Raw genomic sequence first — 15,702 nt, forward strand, 5'->3', positions numbered from 1 at the left:
TTTATTTTGAGCGATCAGGTTAATTGGTAAACAAAAAGTGGGCTTTAGAAGCTTATATTTGATGCTCTACGATTTTGTAAAACTTTATGAATTGATATAAAGCTCCATCTTTTGAATACTTTTAACGCGAGTAGCAGTGGTAAGTATCTGGATAGCTCATATCCCTTTCAAAGAGATAGATATCCGTTTTTGCTGAGTAAGAAGATAGCTCCTCCCTTTTGATGACCAAGCCTTCATCAAAAGTGAGATATACTACAAAAGCGGGCTGAACATATAAAAGAACTGCTCAATAGGGCGATTAAATACAGAGCGTCGAGACCACTTCGTTTTATCAACCAATGAAGAGTCTGCCATGTAGGCGTTTTGAAGAGAAACCAAGTCAGCGCAAAACTCAGGGTCGTCGACACAGAGTGTCAATTCAAAGTTGAGCCAAAGGCTTCGCATGTCCAAATTGACGGTACCAATCAGGCAGAATTTATCATCCACCATTACTGACTTTGTATGCAGTAATCCACCATTGAAACGATAGATATTAATACCCGCTCTCAGTAGTTCATTGAAGAAAGAACGGCTGGCCCATTCCACCATCAGACTGTCGTTTTTGGCCGGAATAATAATATTTACTGTCACGCCACGCTGAGCGGTGGTTTGCAGAGCACTAAGCAAACTTTCGCTTGGCACTAGGTAAGGGGTAGTGATTGTCAGACTCTTTTTCGCTTGATGAATCGCTAGCATCAGTACCTGTTGAATGATGCCATCCGGCATACCGGGACCTGAAGGCGCGACCTGAACCGAGTGGTTTGCATGTCGATGTTCCTCAATTAAGCTGCATTGAGGTAAATCGGGTAGGTAGCGAAGGCCGGTTTCCACTTCCCAATCCCAGGCAAAGATACTGTTGAGAATGGGCACAGATGGGCCTTCGGCTTTGACCATAATGTCGACCCATTGGCCTACGCCTGCATTTTGTTTGAAGAAACGAGGGTCGACCAAGTTCATCGAGCCCGTGTAGCCAATCTTGTTGTCGATAATGACGATTTTACGGTGCTGACGGATATCTAGTCTGCGAAGGAACATTCGCGCTGGACTAACGGCAAGTGCTTCAATTACTTCAACCCCGGCTTTACGCATCGCATCAGGCCAATGGCTTCTGAAAAAGGTTTTGCTCCCGGCTGAATCAAGCAAAATGCGGACGGTTACACCCCGTTTAGCGGCATCACAGACTGCTTTGGCAACGTCATCAGCATGACCTCCAGGGTGCCAGATATAAAACACCATATTGATGGATTGTTCTGCTTCTTTAATGTCTTGGGCAATGTTACGGAGAATGTCTGCCGTTTCGTTGAATAACGTGAGTTGATTACCCGCCAATGCCGGAATCCCTGCCCGTCGTAAACACAAGTCATGGACAGGACGAGCCAGGAAGCTCAAGTGTTGAGGACGATGCGCTTCACATTCGTTAATGGTTTCGAGCCATTTACCATAAGGTGCAAACATCGCTCTCGCGCGATCGGCGCGTTTTCGGCCAAGGTTAAGCTCGCCAAAGAGGAGATAAAGAATCACGCCGACAATCGGAATGATGTAGATGATCATCAGCCAGGCAATGGAAACACCAAGGGCTCGACGTTTTAGCACAACACGAATGGTCACACCGGCGATCAGCAGCCAATAAAAGAAGACGCTTGCCCATACCAAAAACTGATAAATCTTTTCCATTTCAATCCACTTAGCTCAAATCAATCCTCAATATAGAGTGATCAAGAACAGTATGCACTGTATTTAGCGTTGCATATTCCCAATCGCGAGGCACAAGAGAAGTATTTCGCTGGCTGATTAGACGAATGTTAAAAAGTGTTTGTCACTAAGTGTTTATAAAGTAATCAAATCGGTGAGATAAATGGGGAAATATGTTGTCTGATCGAAAAATATAGCGCGATCGCTTCAAATTTTATTCTCAAACTGGTTTACTTGCCATGCCTGTTCTTCAAACAGCACATTTGTGTTCTGTAAGCTTTTATTTACAGCCTGGCGAGAGCTGCCACGGGAAGGTATCAGCAAGCTGGGAAAGGAGTTACCCATTCAACTCTCGCTAAAAGCAGCGCCTTGGGGCGATTTGGGTATAACAACATTAAAAATAACTTTTTAGAGAGTAATTATGGCAAGCGGTAGTAGAGCCCAATTTTCTTCCCGTCTCGGATTTATTCTCGCTGCAGCTGGTTCTGCAGTGGGGCTAGGTAATATCTGGGGTTTCCCAACACAGGCAGCCAGCAACGGTGGCGCTGTCTTTTTACTGATTTACCTCGCGATGGTATTTATTCTGGCTTACCCACTGCTGGTGGCTGAATTGACCATCGGCCGTTACGGTGCATCCAACCCTATTCGTTCCCTGATTTCCGTTGCACCAAAACAAAAAGCACTTGGTTCTGTAGTGGGTATCACCGGTATGTTGGGCGTGAGTGGCATTCTTAGCTTCTATGCCATCGTCGCTGGCTGGTTCTTTGGATTTTTGGTGGGCCCGTTGCTGAGCGCAGTGGGAATGGATGCGGCAGCGGCCTGGCTGGAAGGCTTCAGTATTGAACGTAATCTCGTTCTGATGGCACTGTTCATGTTGCTGACGATTCTGGTTGTGCGCAACGGTGTGGCTGATGGTATTGAGAAATGGTCAAGCCGTTTGATGCCAGTGTTGTTTGTGCTGTTTATCTTGATGGTGATTTACACCCTTTTCCAACCAGGTGCTGTTGATGGCTTGAAGATGTATCTGGTTCCGGATACCTCGCACTTCTCTCCTGATCTGATGGTCAGTGCAATGGGTCAGGCGTTCTTCTCTCTGTCTATCGGCGTGTGCGCCATGATGGTCTACGGCTCTTACCTTCGCAAAGATGCAGATCTGCCTAAAACTGCAGCGCAGGTTGCTTTGCTAGATACCGGTGTTGCTTTTGTTGCGGGCCTTCTGATTCTCCCGGCAATGTTTGCGGCTCAACACAACGGCGTGCAGATCTACAACGAAGCGGGTGGCCTCTTGGATGGTGATACATTGGTATTCAGTGTGTTGCCAGCGATGTTTGACACCATGGGCAGCGCGGGTCTGATTGTTGGTGTGGCCTTCTTTGCACTGATGGTCATCGCAGCACTGACATCATCGATTTCTATGCTTGAAGTGCCAGTGTCTTGTGCCTCTGAAGAACTGAACAAAGACCGTAAGACAGTCGTGTGGTGGATTGGTGGTGCAATTGCTCTGTTCTCTACCGTTATTATCTTCAACTTTGGTTCACTGTTTGGTCTGGTGATCAGCATTACCACAGAGTACATGCAGCCAATTCTGGGGCTTATCATGGCGCTGATTGCGGGTTGGATTTGGAAGCGTAATCAGGTATTGGAAGAGTTGCGTCAAGGTAACCCAGAAATTTCGGAGAGTCTCTTCTGGAAAGTATGGCCAACCTACGTTCGTGCTGTGTGCCCAATCCTTATGGCGTTGGTTTTCCTATGGCCCTTGATTAAGTAATCCTCATCAAGAAAAAACTCAACCTCGTATCCCCGGTAAATACCGGGGATTTTCTTTTCTGATTAGAGAAATTTGGGGCGATTGGGTTTACACTCTGCGCTTATTTTTCTGCAGCGACAGGTTTACCCATGTTCAGTCTGGTTTTTCAGAATGATGACTTTCTGGTCATCGATAAACATCCTGGCATTAGCGTTCACAAAGACGATAATGATCAGCCTCTTTTGAGTGAAGTGGCGAAGCAAACGGGCGACGAAAAGCTCTACCTGATCCATCGACTGGACAAAATGACTTCTGGCTTGCTGCTATTAGGACGTCATCAAAAAGCGGCATCTGAGCTTTCTTCAATGTTTGCTGATAAAACGGTGCAGAAGTTTTATCTGGCTGTGTCTGCAAAGAAGCCGAATAAAAAGCAGGGAACCATTATTGGTGATATGACCAAAAGTCGACGCTCAATGTGGAAGCTTCTGCCAACCAAAACCAATCCTGCTATTACCCAGTTCTTTTCCACGTCTGGTGGTGAAGGTAAACGCTTATTTCTCTGCAAGCCTTACACGGGTAAAACACATCAAATCCGCGTAGCGCTGAAAAGTGTTGGATCATCAATTCTGGGTGATGAAACCTATAGCGGGGCGGGGGCAGACAGGGGGTATCTTCATGCTTTCGCGCTTAGGTTCAATCACGGTGGCGAGGCATTTTCATTCCAACAAATGCCAAGCATTGGCAACGAATGGCCTGAACTGCCAGAAGAATGGCAAACACCGGAAACGTTAAACTGGCCCAAGCTGCCGCACCAAAAATAGCAATTTAGTACTCCAAGGATGGAAGTAGTATGGAGTCGAGCATGGCACTGAAACAAAAGAAAACGAGTACGTTGAGAAAATCAGGTTCTTCCAGTCGTTACTGGAATCTGGCTAATTTTCGCCGTCAATTGAGAAAGAAACAGTCGCGCGGATGCAACCGCCGTAATTGTGAGTTCTATAACCTGCAACTGAGCAGCCAGATAGTAGAGCAAAATGTATTCGCTGATGCTGCAAAGGAAACAAATCAATGATGACAGCCGCTGCACTGCCTACGTTTTTTGAAGTACTTAGCGCTCGCCTTGCTGAGTGTAACCAAGAGGTACGCCGTGTTTTTCATGGACGCGGGCGTTGCTACGAAGGTTTAGAGCAGCTAACCGCAGACTGGCTTGGGAATGGCGTGCTGCAGATTGCGATATTCAAAGAATCAGAAAGTGAATTCTATGTAGCGTTGAAAGAAGGCATAAGCGCTTTGGTAGCAAGCGATGTTTGGACGAAATGCCAAGGCACGACGGTCATTCTTCAGCATCGTGACCGTGAAGGCTCAGAAACCGAAACGCTTGTCGGAGAAATGCCAAATCAGATTGAAGTGGTTGAGAATGGGCTTAACTACAAGCTGGACTTGGGTAAGCGCCAGAATAACGGTCTGTTTCTGGATATGCGCCTTGGCCGTCAATGGGTTCAAGAAAATGCAGCTGGCAAACGCGTATTGAACTTGTTTGCGTACACTTGTGGCTTCTCTGTGGCTGCTATTGAAGGCGGGGCAGAAAAAGTGGTGAACCTGGATATGGCGAAATCTTCGCTCTCACGAGGTAGAGAAAATCATCACCTGAATCAGCACGATTTGAGCAAGGTAAGTTTCCTTGGTCACGAGCTTTTCAAATCATGGGGCAAGGTGAAGAAGTTTGGTCCTTACGATCTGGTGATAATTGACCCGCCTTCATTCCAGAAAGGCAGCTTTGTGCTGACCAAAGACTACGCAAAAATTCTGCGCCGTTTGCCCGAATTAGTTTCGGAAGGTGGTGATGTGTTGGCTTGTGTTAACGCGCCAGACGTGAAACCTGATTTCCTGACAGAGCAAATGAAAGATCAGGCACCAGCGTTCAGCTACATCTCTCGACTCGAAAACCCACCGGAATTTGAAGATATTGATACTGACAGTGCGCTTAAAGTGATGCATTTTAAACATAAGGCTTAATTTAGGTTCGAAGCTTTATGGACGCATTTCAACGGATAGAAACACTAGACTCAGGTCATCATGACGTTCGCTACAAAGGTGTGCGTTGGGGACTTTCAGTGAAGCGCTACAGCAACGGACATGCGGTAAAAGTTTACGCAGAGTCTCTGGCGGGATCTGATTTTATCAGCGGGAATTTGTATCTTGTTGATGATATCTGGTCGTTGAAACCCTGCGAAATGCCGAGAGAGAAAGTGATGTTATTTATCCTCGGTTTTGAGATACAAAAATAACAAAGCCCGCGTTTGCGGGCTTTGTTTTATAGGTGTTTTTCGCAATCTTCACTGCGAATGGTTCGATCCAGAACTGGGCGTCCGCGTGCATCGCGGAAAAGCAGTTTGTAGTGCACACCTTTTTCCATCAGCGAATAGATTTCGTTATCCGTACAATAGGTTTTCTCCAAACCTTCAGCCAGCGCAGCGGGTGCAACATCACCGCTACCTGAATACAGCAACGTCAGTTCAATTTCAGTGCTGTTAGATTTTGCGCGTATCAAATTGTATCCGTTCATTTGAATCGGTACGAGTTTGCTCAGCATGTCTGCACGCTGTGAAGCGAAGGATTCCGCTATCTCGAGATCTGAAGTGCTTGAACAGGCCGAAAGCACCAGTGCTGCGGCACTCATCAGCGCGATACGTCCTGTTTTGAGAGTCTTTCGCATTGAATATTCCTATGCGTTTAATCTGCCGCTGAAATTACGCGGGCAAAACTTTTTTAAATGGCTTCACGATAACGTCTTTGTAGACGCCCGCCTCGATATAAGGATCTGAATCTGCCCATACTTTGGCATCTTCCAAACTATCAAACTTAGCAATCACGGTTGAGCCAGTGAAACCCGCTTCGCCTGGGTCTTCACTGTCGATAGCTGGATTCGGGCCTGCTACTAAAAGGCGATCTTGTGTTTCCAAATCGCGTAAACGGGCGAGGTGTTGTTCCCTCACTTGCATTCTTAACGGTAAACTGTTTTCAACATCTTGTGAAAAAATGACGTACCACATCCGTGCTTTCTCCGAGTTTTTCTCGTCTAGTGTCTTCGGCCTATTGTATGCAAGGCTACACGATTGCGCAGGCAAGTTTTTCTGATTTATGACTTATTTATCGGTCTTGGGCGCCCGTCACCATTAATAGCAACATAATTGAACGTTGCTTCACAGACTTTGCGGCGGGTACCAATGCCGTCTGTTGCCACGGGCTTCACCCAGACTTCCAGGCTGACACTCATTGAAGTGCGGCCAATGCGGGTGCATTCACCGTAACAACAAACGACATCGCCGACTGAGACAGGGGTTTTGAACACTATTTCCTGAACAGAGACGGTAACCACGCGACCGTGGGAGATCTCCTTCGCCAAAATGGCGCCAGCTAAATCAAGCTGGGACATAATCCAACCGCCAAAAATATCACCATTAGCATTGGTGTCAGCGGGCATAGCAAGTGTTCGCAGTAAGAGTTGACCGCGAGGGCAATTATTCGTTTCCGACATGATACGACTTCCGGGAAATGAAATTGAAAAAGGGTGAGCCTAGGGGCTGTTGACCTTTGGTGGTTAAATTTTGTTCTGACTATAAGCGTTTTAGGCGCGGCGAGGTATGTGCCGCCTAGTCATTCTAAGCAAACACACCTCAACAAAGTATAAAACGCTTAGAGTACGGGACGCGCAGTCGAACCCTTCAGGCAGCGTTTGTAAGGAATTTCTGCTGCGTTATCAGCTTCTCATGTAGGCTAGCTACACATCGAAGCCTCTGCCTTGCATAAAATCCCCAAAAGCAGCTGCAAAAAATCATCACCAAAGGTCAGCAGCTCCTAACACCCTAAGATTGTTTTAAGTACAATTTATTGTTCTTCTGAATCGGTTTCTTTTGGCATGTGCTTGTAGATGTAAACACCGCTCACCATGGTAAATGCCAACGTCAGTGCTAACAAACCGAACACTTTGAAGTTTACCCAAACATCCAGTGGCATCTGATAGGCGACATAAACGTTGAGCACCGCCAACGCAGCGAAAAAACCAACCCATGCCGAGTTGATGTTTCGCCACACATAGTCTGGCAGGGTAATTTCTTTGCCAAGCATGCCTTTGATAAGCGGCTTACCCAGAACCTGAGATATCGTCAATCCAATGGCAAACAGGGCGTAAACGATCGTTACTTTCCATTTGATGAAATTGTCATCTTGGAAAAACAGCGTCATACCGCCGAAAACGGCCACCAATACTGCTGTGACTATCTGCATCTTCTCGACTTTTTGGTAGAGCACCCACGTAGCGGCGACTTGGATAATTGTCGCGACAATCAGCGCTCCCGTTGCTGTGTAGATGTCGTACATCTTGTAAAGCGCGAAGAAGATAATGAGCGGGATAAAGTCGAGAAGCTGTTTCATTCAGAGAGTGATCCTTGTGGCAGAGCTTTAGGCATGCTCAATAAGACCCAAAGTTTACCGAAAACTTCTGGCAGTTAAAACGTAAAGGCGATAGAGAAAAGAAAAGGCCATCGGATGATGGCCTTAAACATCGGAGATTTGGAACGACTTCTGCTTACTTGGTTGTTGCCGCTTTCATGTTTGCAACGAACTCGCCAAGCTCCTTCAGCATGTTTGCTTCATCAGCCACATTGCGCTCGATGATCTTAACAACCGCTGAACCTGAAATCGCACCTGCTGCGCCTGCTGTAATCGCTTCTTTCACCTGTGCTGGCTCAGAGATACCAAAGCCCAGCAGAGGGCGAGGTGCATCGAACGCCGACAGTTGAGCGAGCAGGTGCTCAATTGGCTTACCAGCCTTGGTTTCTGCACCAGTAACACCAGCACGGGAAAGCAGGTAAGTGTAGCCACCGCCAAGTTCAGAAATGGTTTTCAGGGTTTCTTCGTTCGCGTTTGGTGGCGCGATAAAGATAGCATGGACACCATGTTTGGTAGCAGACTCGCGGAACTCGGCAGATTCGCCGGCAGGCACATCAGCTATCAGTACCGAATCCACACCGGCTTCTGCACACTTAGCATAGAAGTTATCGACACCATTGGCGAAAACCAGGTTTGCGTACATCAGAAGGCCAACAGGGATATTAGGATGACGCTCACGCACTTCCTTCAGGATGCTGAAGCAGTTATCTGGGGTAGTGCCAGACTCCAATGCACGGATTGTGGCACCCTGAATGGTTGGGCCATCGGCCAGTGGATCTGAGAACGGAATGCCCAGCTCCAGCGCGTCAGCACCATTTTCAATCAGCGTTTCAATGATACGCAGTGATTGTTCTGGATTTGGATCGCCAATGGTGACAAAAGGAACAAATGCGCCTTCACCTTTAGCATCCAGCTTTTCGAACATCGCTTCATAGCGGTGAGACAAGGTAGCAGCCATTACATCACTCCTTTTTCTTTCAAAATGTCGTGGACAGTAAAGATGTCCTTGTCACCGCGGCCTGACAGGTTCACTACAAGCAGCTGCTCTTTATCTGGGTTTTCTTTTGCCATCTTCAGCGCATACGCCAAAGCATGAGCAGATTCCAGTGCTGGAATGATGCCTTCGTGACGAGCCAGTTCCTGGAAGGATTCCAGCGCTTCGTCATCGGTAATTGCCACGTATTCGGCGCGGCCGATAGAATTCAGGTGCGCGTGCTGAGGGCCAACCGATGGGAAGTCGAGGCCGGCAGACACAGAGTAAGACTCTTCTACCTGACCATTTGGATCCTGCATCAGTGGCGCTTTCATACCAAAGAAGATGCCGAGTTTTCCGTGTTTAAGCGGCGCACCATGTTGGTCTGTGTCCAGACCCAGACCTGCAGGCTCAACGCCAATCAGACCTACATCGGTTTCTTCGATGAAATCAGCGAACATACCAATAGCGTTGGAACCACCGCCCACACAGGCGATAACGCTGTCTGGCAGGCGGCCTTCGATTTCCAGAATTTGCTGCTTGGTCTCTTCACCAATCATCTTCTGGAACTCGCGAACAATCGTCGGGAATGGGTGAGGACCCGCCGCGGTACCAAGCAAATAGTGAGCTTCTTCGTAACTTGCAGACCAGTCACGCAGCGCTTCGTTACAGGCATCTTTCAGTGTGGAGGAACCAGAGTGAACCGGGATGACCTCTGCGCCCATCAGCTTCATGCGGAATACGTTCGGGCTTTGACGTTCAACGTCTTTTGCACCCATGTACACGCGGCATTTCAAATCCAGCAGGGCACAAGCCAGTGCCGTTGCTACACCGTGTTGGCCAGCGCCGGTTTCGGCAATGATTTCTTTTTTGCCCATACGCTTGGCCAGTAGCGCCTGACCCAATACCTGATTGGTTTTGTGTGCACCGCCGTGGAGCAGATCTTCACGTTTCAGGTAAAGTTTGGTTTTCGTCCCTTTGGTCAGGTTGCGGCAAAGGGTGAGGGCAGTAGGACGACCCGCATACTCTTTCAGAAGAGAAATGAACTCTTCCTGAAAAGCTGGATCGTTCTGTGCGTCAATAAACGCTTGCTCCAGTTGGTCTAACGCTGGAACCAGAATTTGAGGAACATACTGTCCGCCAAACTCTCCAAAATAGGCGTTTAACTTAGTCATAACAGTCCTTAGTAATCTCTCAGCGCCGTAAATGCAGCGTCCAATTTGTCTTTATCTTTGATACCCGGTTCGCTTTCCACGCCCGAGTTAAAATCGAGTCCCGCACAGCCGATTTGCGCAGCTTCTTTTGCGTTCTCTGATGACAGTCCACCGGCCAGCATCAGGCTTTCTTTTTGTTCATCCGGCACCAAAGACCAGTCGAACTGTGTTCCTGTACCGCCGCTTTGATTGCCGACGCGGCTGTCCAGAAGATTGCGATCAGCGTTAGGCTCAATGTGAGGAACCGTGTCGCTTACGCCATGCGCTTTCCAAATTTGGGTACCTTTAGGCAACTCGGCACGGAGCTGTTTCACGTATTCGCTGTCTTCAGCGCCGTGAAGTTGAACCGCAGCCAGACTTAACGCTTTTGCAGTGTCAGCGACATGGTTCAGGTCGTGGTTCTGGAAAACGCCAACGTATTGCAGCGGCGCGCCTTCCATCACTTTTCGCGCTGCTTCTAAATCGACATAACGAGGCGATTTTTCAACGAAAATCAGGCCGCCGTAGTTGGCATAAGAATCGTAAGCCGCTTTGGCATCTTCCGAGCGGGTTAGGCCACATACCTTGTTGTCACCGTAAAGCACACGGCGAACCGCCTGTTCGACATCGGTTTCTGCCATCAGCGAGCTACCAATCAGGAAGCCATTCGCAAACGGTGCCAATTCGCGGATTTGCTGGTGGGTATAAATACCCGACTCTGAAATCACAATGCGATCATCAGGCAGGCGAGGTGCCAGTTCCTTGGTACGGTTCAGATCAATGCTTAGGTCACGCAAGTTGCGGTTATTGATGCCAACAACTTTGGCCTCTAGAGCAATCGCACGCTCCAGTTCTTCTTCGTTACTGACTTCCGTCAATACACCGAGGTTCAGCTCATGCGCGACCGCTGCTAGTGTTTGGTACTCTTCATCGTTAAGTACAGATAGCATCAGCAGAATGGCATCGGCTTGATGATGGCGCGCAAGGTACACCTGGTAGGTGTCGACCATGAAATCTTTGCAAAGCACAGGGCAAGGGACTTGTGAACGAACAATTGGCAGAAAATCGAAATTGCCCTGGAAGTACTTTTCATCCGTCAACACTGAGACCGCAGCAGCATGGTTGCCGTAAACACCCGCGATGTAGTTGAGATCAAAGTCATCACGAATCAGGCCTTTGGAAGGTGACGCCTTTTTACACTCAAGGATGAACTTCGCTGGGTTACCAGAAAGCGCGTCGTAGAAGCTACGATCGCTGGGTACCAAGTCGTTAATAAAACTCTCTAGTGGTTGCGACTCTCTACGCGCCGCTACCCACTGTTTTTTGTCTTCAACAATTTTTGCCAGTACCGTTTCCATTAGTTGCTCCGAAATGCCAGTTGCTGAACCAGTTCGAATGGCTTACCACTATTCATCACATCCAGCGCTTTTTGCGTGTTAGCTTTGAGATCTTCTTGTCCAAACAGGCGCAGCAGTAAAGCCACGTTAACAGCGACAGCAGATTGCTGTGCGTCGGTGCCTTTGCCCTGAAGGATTTGCGAAATGATTTCGCGGTTTTCTTCTGGCGTCCCGCCTTTTATGGATTCAAGTGGGTAGGTCTGAACGCCAAAATCTTCCGGTGTCAGTGTGTATTCAGTGATGACGCCATCTTTGATTTCCGCGACCGTTGTTTCACCGTGAATCGCCACTTCATCCAAACCACTGCCGTGAACAACGGCTGCGCGTTTCATGTTGAGGTTCAGCATGGTTTCGGCAATTGGGCGAACCAGTGCCTTGTCGTAAACACCCATCAATTCCAGCGTTGGCTTCGCAGGGTTAATCAGTGGACCCAGCAAGTTGAAGATGGTGCGGGTTTTCATGGTTTGGCGAACCGGCATCGCGTGGCGAACACCGCTGTGATACTGAGGTGCAAACAGGAAGCACACGCCCAAGTCATCCAGTGCGCCGCGCGCGGTTTCAGGACTCATCGCCAGGTCGATACCAAATGCAGCTAACAGGTCAGAAGAACCCGATTTGCTCGAAACACCGCGGTTACCGTGCTTGGCGACTTTCACGCCACATGCTGCGGCAACGAATGCTGCGGTGGTTGAAATGTTGATGGTGTTTGCGCCATCGCCGCCAGTGCCTACGATGTCAGCGAAATCATAATCTGGTGTTGGGAATGGGTTGGCGTTTTCTGTGAGTGCAGACGCTGCACCCGCGATCTCTTCTGGCGTTTCGCCTTTGATTTTCAATGCGGTCAGCGCTGCTGACAGCAGAATTGGGTCAAGCTCGCCTTTGATAATGGTGTCAAACAGCTGATGGCTCTCTTCCTGCGACAAAGATGTCTGGTCATAAAGTTTGTTAATAATCGCTTCCATAATGCTCTCCTTGTCTTTGTCGATCAGCGCGCTTGTGTAGCCCAGTTAATGGTATTGGTTAAAAGGTCTGCGCCTTTTGTTGTAAGAATGGATTCCGGGTGGAATTGGAAACCCACCACTTTGTCTGCGTCGTTAACGACAGCCATCACCAATCCATCCACATCCGCAATCACATCCAGTGAATCTGGCACATTGGTCGCGACCAAAGAGTGGTATCGGGCAATCGTCAGCGGACTTTCGATGCTTCCAAATACATCGTGGCCGTTGTGTGTCATTAGTGACGCTTTGCCGTGAACGATTTCACCTGCGCCGGCAACAGTGCCGCCGTAAGCTTCCGTAATCGCTTGTTGGCCCAAACAAATACCAATCATGGGCACTTTGCCTTTCAGCTTTAGAATCAGCTCTGGCATACAGCCTGCTTCTGAAGGTGCGCCAGGGCCGGGCGACAACACAACCACTGGGTTGTTGAGTTCAGACAGCGCCTTTTCGATTTGGTCTGCACTCAGGCTGTTTCGGTAAATCGTGACCGGGTAACCGAGTGAGCGGAACTGGTCGACCAGGTTGTAAGTGAATGAATCGAAGTTATCGACGAGCACAATATGTGCATTGATTTTATTGCTCATCTTTATGCTCCTATGTGTGCTGCGCGAATGGCGGTAAGGACGGCAGCGGCTTTGCCACGGGTTTCGTCTGCTTCTGCCTGAGGCACAGAATCAAACACCACACCGGCGCCGGCTTGTACTTGCGCTACACCATCTTCTACATAAGCGGAGCGGATAACGATACAGGTATCCATATCGCCATGACCGGTAATGTAACCGACTGCGCCACCATAGCTGCCGCGACGGCTTTGCTCGAACTCGCGAATCAATTGCATGGCACGGATTTTCGGGGCACCCGTCAAGGTACCCATGTTCATACAAGCTTGGTAAGCATGCAGAGCATCCAAATCATGACGAAGCTGTCCGACAACACGCGACACCAAATGCATCACATGACTGTAACGGTCTACCTGAAGAAGATCAGCGACATAGCGGGTGCCAGGTTCACTGATGCGAGCCACATCATTTCGCGCCAAGTCAACCAGCATCATGTGCTCGGCTTTTTCTTTAATGTCGTTGCGAAGCTCTAGCTCTATACGACCATCCAGATCAAGGTTGATGGAACCATCACTGTTTTTGCCGCGATGGCGTGTACCAGCGATCGGGTAGATTTCCACTTGATTGGTGTCTTTGCTGTATTTCAGCGCACTTTCCGGAGATGCGCCAAACAGGGTGAACTCCTCATCCTGCATGTAGAACATGTAAGGGCTCGGGTTGCCTTGTTTGAGTTTTAGGTACGCGTTTAGCGGGGAAGGGCATGGCAAAGTGAAGCGACGGCTTGGAACAACTTGGAAAACATCGCCTTTTACCACATAGCCTTTGAGCTCGTCGACCGCATTGCAGAAATCTTCATCGCTAACGGACACGGCTACATCAACACTGTCCAGTTGCATCGCAGAAGGCATTTCGGTTGGATTCAGGCAGCTTTCCCGAATCGTCTGCAAGCGACGGCTCAAATCAAAATAGGTTTCGGTGTTTTCGTTGCCACCAAACTGGGTTGCCTGGAGCTTGGCTTTGCGACGCTGGTGGTCGATAACCAAAAGGGTTTCCGCAACATAAAACAGGTAGTCAGGACAACGGTTACCGGATTCAACCTCTGGCAGCGGTTCAAATTGCGCGACTAAGTCGTACGCGAACAAACCACCGACAAACAATGCTTCGTCTGGCAGACCATCCAGTTTGAAAGCATGCTGAACCAAACGCAGCGCATCAAAAGGGGATGGCTGGCGCAGACGGGCGTCTTCATCCAGTGTGCGGTTTTCTTCAGCGAAGTTTAAGGTTAGCAGCTCTGGCTGACGTTCACTTTCAATAGCAAGTTGTTGGCTGGCAAGCTCGGCTTCAACGGCATCAAGCACGTTGTGGCCATTTTGGCTCTTAGCTTCGAGTTCAACTGTGCGGCCACGACAAACGATACGCACTGCTGCGTCGACCAACATCAGGCTTTTCAGGTCCTGCTTGGAATCAATCTCGGCAGATTCAAGTAACAGGCTATGTGGTCGATCCTGACAGATCGCCGCATACAATTCAGTGGGTGCGGCGACGTATGGCACATCCAGGCTCAATACGTCGAGTTCGCCTTTATTTAAAGCGTGGTTTTTCACAGCGTTCTCCCTGCTGCTTCTACAAATGGTTTCAACTCTTGCATTAACTGCGAGAACATTTCCCCTGTCAGTGCTTGATGCCCATCTGACAGCGCTTCTGCTGGATTGAGGTGGCTTTCAACGATGATACCGTCGGCGCCTACCGCTGCTGCCGCACGAGACAATGGAATGACAAGCTCACGTACGCCAGTGCCATGACTTGGGTCTACGACCACTGGCAAGTGGCTGCGCTGCTTGATGTAAGCGACTGCATTTAAATCCAAAGTATTACGCGTTGCTGTTTCAAATGTACGAATGCCGCGCTCACAGAGAATAATATTCGGGTTGCCAGCATCATAGATATATTCTGCCGCCAGCAACAGTTCCTCGATAGTGGCGGAAAGTCCGCGTTTTAACAAGATCGGTTTACCAGTTTCGCCCACGGCTTTTAACAATCCGTAGTTCTGCATATTGCGCGCACCAATTTGCAAGCAGTCGATGTATTCACACAATGAATCAACCTGACCGACTTCCATGACTTCAGAAACGGTTGGCATGCCAGTGGCTTCACTTGCTTGTTTAAGTAGTTTCAGGCCTTCAACGCCCATGCCTTGGAAGTCATAAGGGCTGGTGCGTGGTTTGTAAGCGCCGCCGCGAAGGGCAACGGCGCCATGACCTTTTACGACATCAGCAACAGACATCAATTGTTGTTCTGATTCTACCGAGCAAGGACCTGCGATAACCGCGAATTTGTCGCCGCCAACTGGCACATTACCGATGCGGACCACGCTGTTGTGTGCCTGTACCTCGCGGGACACCATTTTGTATTTGGTCAGGATAGGTTTGACTTCTTCAACCAGTGGGTCGCTATCCAGATGAAGCTTCTGCAATACGCGTTCATCACCCAGTGCGCCCAAAACAATACGTTCTACACCCGGCATATAAAGTGGCTTTAAGCCAGCGTTCTCAATCTTGCTCAGGATGTGTTTTGCCTCTTGTTCTGTTGCTTGAGGCTTTAGCACGATGATCATAATTTGAGTCCTTAGCTTGTCATTCCCAATCCAG

The 15,702-nt window shown here is 48.8% G+C and carries 17 protein-coding genes; 5 read left to right on the forward strand and 12 right to left on the reverse strand.

Going from position 1 to position 15,702, the window contains the following annotated elements:
• Window positions 1-252: 252 nt before the first annotated feature.
• Window positions 253-1,713, reverse strand: a complete 1,461-nt coding sequence (gene cls, locus K6Q96_RS05830; protein ID WP_251878568.1) for a cardiolipin synthase — start codon at window positions 1,711-1,713, stop codon at window positions 253-255.
• Between the two features lie 439 nt (window positions 1,714-2,152).
• Between cls and K6Q96_RS05835 the strand changes: the two genes are divergently transcribed.
• The 5 genes from K6Q96_RS05835 to K6Q96_RS05855 all read left to right on the forward strand — a co-directional run bounded on the left by K6Q96_RS05835 (window position 2,153) and on the right by K6Q96_RS05855 (window position 5,766).
• The gene (locus K6Q96_RS05835; protein WP_251878570.1) at window positions 2,153-3,499 is read left to right on the forward strand and encodes a sodium-dependent transporter; all 1,347 of its coding nucleotides are present in this window, start codon (window positions 2,153-2,155) and stop codon (window positions 3,497-3,499) included.
• 128 nt (window positions 3,500-3,627) lie between these two features.
• Window positions 3,628-4,299 (forward strand): TIGR01621 family pseudouridine synthase, encoded by a 672-nt coding sequence (locus K6Q96_RS05840; protein ID WP_251878572.1) that lies wholly within the window; start codon window positions 3,628-3,630, stop codon window positions 4,297-4,299.
• 41 nt (window positions 4,300-4,340) lie between these two features.
• Window positions 4,341-4,550: a hypothetical protein gene (locus K6Q96_RS05845; protein ID WP_251878574.1), complete on the forward strand. Its 210-nt coding sequence runs from the start codon at window positions 4,341-4,343 to the stop codon at window positions 4,548-4,550.
• Entirely contained in the window at window positions 4,547-5,494 is a 948-nt protein-coding gene (locus K6Q96_RS05850; RefSeq protein WP_251878576.1) for a class I SAM-dependent methyltransferase, read from the forward strand. Before K6Q96_RS05845 ends, K6Q96_RS05850 begins: the two co-directional genes overlap by 4 nt.
• 17 nt (window positions 5,495-5,511) lie before the next feature.
• Window positions 5,512-5,766 (forward strand): hypothetical protein, encoded by a 255-nt coding sequence (locus K6Q96_RS05855; protein WP_251878577.1) that lies wholly within the window; start codon window positions 5,512-5,514, stop codon window positions 5,764-5,766.
• Window positions 5,767-5,792: 26 nt separating this feature from the next.
• On the opposite strand, the gene gspS2 is transcribed toward K6Q96_RS05855, so the two are convergent.
• The 11 genes from gspS2 to aroF all read right to left on the reverse strand — a co-directional run bounded on the left by gspS2 (window position 5,793) and on the right by aroF (window position 15,668).
• Window positions 5,793-6,194 (reverse strand): type II secretion system pilot lipoprotein GspS-beta, encoded by a 402-nt coding sequence (gspS2, locus tag K6Q96_RS05860; protein WP_251878579.1) that lies wholly within the window; start codon window positions 6,192-6,194, stop codon window positions 5,793-5,795.
• Between the two features lie 34 nt (window positions 6,195-6,228).
• Entirely contained in the window at window positions 6,229-6,531 is a 303-nt protein-coding gene (locus K6Q96_RS05865; RefSeq protein ID WP_251878581.1) for a YciI family protein, read from the reverse strand.
• Window positions 6,532-6,617: 86 nt separating this feature from the next.
• Window positions 6,618-7,016, reverse strand: a complete 399-nt coding sequence (gene yciA, locus K6Q96_RS05870) for an acyl-CoA thioester hydrolase YciA (protein ID WP_251878583.1) — start codon at window positions 7,014-7,016, stop codon at window positions 6,618-6,620.
• 350 nt (window positions 7,017-7,366) lie between these two features.
• Window positions 7,367-7,912: a septation protein A gene (locus K6Q96_RS05875; protein WP_251878585.1), complete on the reverse strand. Its 546-nt coding sequence runs from the start codon at window positions 7,910-7,912 to the stop codon at window positions 7,367-7,369.
• Between the two features lie 154 nt (window positions 7,913-8,066).
• Entirely contained in the window at window positions 8,067-8,888 is an 822-nt protein-coding gene (trpA, locus tag K6Q96_RS05880; protein WP_251878587.1) for a tryptophan synthase subunit alpha, read from the reverse strand.
• Window positions 8,888-10,078, reverse strand: coding sequence for a tryptophan synthase subunit beta (gene trpB / locus K6Q96_RS05885; protein ID WP_251878588.1), 1,191 nt, complete (start codon window positions 10,076-10,078; stop codon window positions 8,888-8,890). The genes trpA and trpB overlap by 1 nt, the downstream gene beginning before the upstream one ends.
• An 8-nt stretch (window positions 10,079-10,086) precedes the next feature.
• Window positions 10,087-11,454 (reverse strand): bifunctional indole-3-glycerol-phosphate synthase TrpC/phosphoribosylanthranilate isomerase TrpF, encoded by a 1,368-nt coding sequence (trpCF, locus tag K6Q96_RS05890; protein ID WP_251878591.1) that lies wholly within the window; start codon window positions 11,452-11,454, stop codon window positions 10,087-10,089.
• A complete protein-coding gene (trpD, locus tag K6Q96_RS05895; protein WP_251878592.1) occupies window positions 11,454-12,455 on the reverse strand; it encodes an anthranilate phosphoribosyltransferase in 1,002 nt (333 codons plus the stop codon). The genes trpCF and trpD overlap by 1 nt, the downstream gene beginning before the upstream one ends.
• A 23-nt stretch (window positions 12,456-12,478) precedes the next feature.
• On the reverse strand, window positions 12,479-13,078 hold the full coding sequence (locus K6Q96_RS05900) for an aminodeoxychorismate/anthranilate synthase component II (protein ID WP_251878594.1): 600 nt from the start codon (window positions 13,076-13,078) through the stop codon (window positions 12,479-12,481).
• Window positions 13,079-13,080: 2 nt separating this feature from the next.
• Window positions 13,081-14,658, reverse strand: coding sequence for an anthranilate synthase component 1 (locus K6Q96_RS05905; RefSeq protein WP_251878596.1), 1,578 nt, complete (start codon window positions 14,656-14,658; stop codon window positions 13,081-13,083).
• A complete protein-coding gene (gene aroF, locus K6Q96_RS05910) occupies window positions 14,655-15,668 on the reverse strand; it encodes a 3-deoxy-7-phosphoheptulonate synthase (RefSeq protein WP_251878598.1) in 1,014 nt (337 codons plus the stop codon). The genes K6Q96_RS05905 and aroF overlap by 4 nt, the downstream gene beginning before the upstream one ends.
• Between the last annotated feature and the right edge of the window lie 34 nt (window positions 15,669-15,702).

This window comes from Grimontia kaedaensis, from assembly GCF_023746615.1.
GTDB lineage: Bacteria > Pseudomonadota > Gammaproteobacteria > Enterobacterales > Vibrionaceae > Enterovibrio > Enterovibrio kaedaensis.

Coding starts and splice junctions, on each gene's coding strand:
- K6Q96_RS05840 (WP_251878572.1), top strand. CDS start 3,628: ATGTTCAGTCTGGTTTTTCAGAATGATGACTTTCTGGTCATCGATAAA.
- K6Q96_RS05845 (WP_251878574.1), top strand. CDS start 4,341: ATGGCACTGAAACAAAAGAAAACGAGTACGTTGAGAAAATCAGGTTCT.
- trpB (WP_251878588.1), bottom strand. CDS start 10,078: ATGACTAAGTTAAACGCCTATTTTGGAGAGTTTGGCGGACAGTATGTT.
- K6Q96_RS05850 (WP_251878576.1), top strand. CDS start 4,547: ATGATGACAGCCGCTGCACTGCCTACGTTTTTTGAAGTACTTAGCGCT.
- K6Q96_RS05865 (WP_251878581.1), bottom strand. CDS start 6,531: ATGTGGTACGTCATTTTTTCACAAGATGTTGAAAACAGTTTACCGTTA.
- trpD (WP_251878592.1), bottom strand. CDS start 12,455: ATGGAAGCGATTATTAACAAACTTTATGACCAGACATCTTTGTCGCAG.
- trpA (WP_251878587.1), bottom strand. CDS start 8,888: ATGGCTGCTACCTTGTCTCACCGCTATGAAGCGATGTTCGAAAAGCTG.
- K6Q96_RS05835 (WP_251878570.1), top strand. CDS start 2,153: ATGGCAAGCGGTAGTAGAGCCCAATTTTCTTCCCGTCTCGGATTTATT.
- trpCF (WP_251878591.1), bottom strand. CDS start 11,454: ATGGAAACGGTACTGGCAAAAATTGTTGAAGACAAAAAACAGTGGGTA.
- aroF (WP_251878598.1), bottom strand. CDS start 15,668: ATGATCATCGTGCTAAAGCCTCAAGCAACAGAACAAGAGGCAAAACAC.
- K6Q96_RS05900 (WP_251878594.1), bottom strand. CDS start 13,078: ATGAGCAATAAAATCAATGCACATATTGTGCTCGTCGATAACTTCGAT.
- gspS2 (WP_251878579.1), bottom strand. CDS start 6,194: ATGCGAAAGACTCTCAAAACAGGACGTATCGCGCTGATGAGTGCCGCA.
- K6Q96_RS05875 (WP_251878585.1), bottom strand. CDS start 7,912: ATGAAACAGCTTCTCGACTTTATCCCGCTCATTATCTTCTTCGCGCTT.
- yciA (WP_251878583.1), bottom strand. CDS start 7,016: ATGTCGGAAACGAATAATTGCCCTCGCGGTCAACTCTTACTGCGAACA.
- cls (WP_251878568.1), bottom strand. CDS start 1,713: ATGGAAAAGATTTATCAGTTTTTGGTATGGGCAAGCGTCTTCTTTTAT.
- K6Q96_RS05855 (WP_251878577.1), top strand. CDS start 5,512: ATGGACGCATTTCAACGGATAGAAACACTAGACTCAGGTCATCATGAC.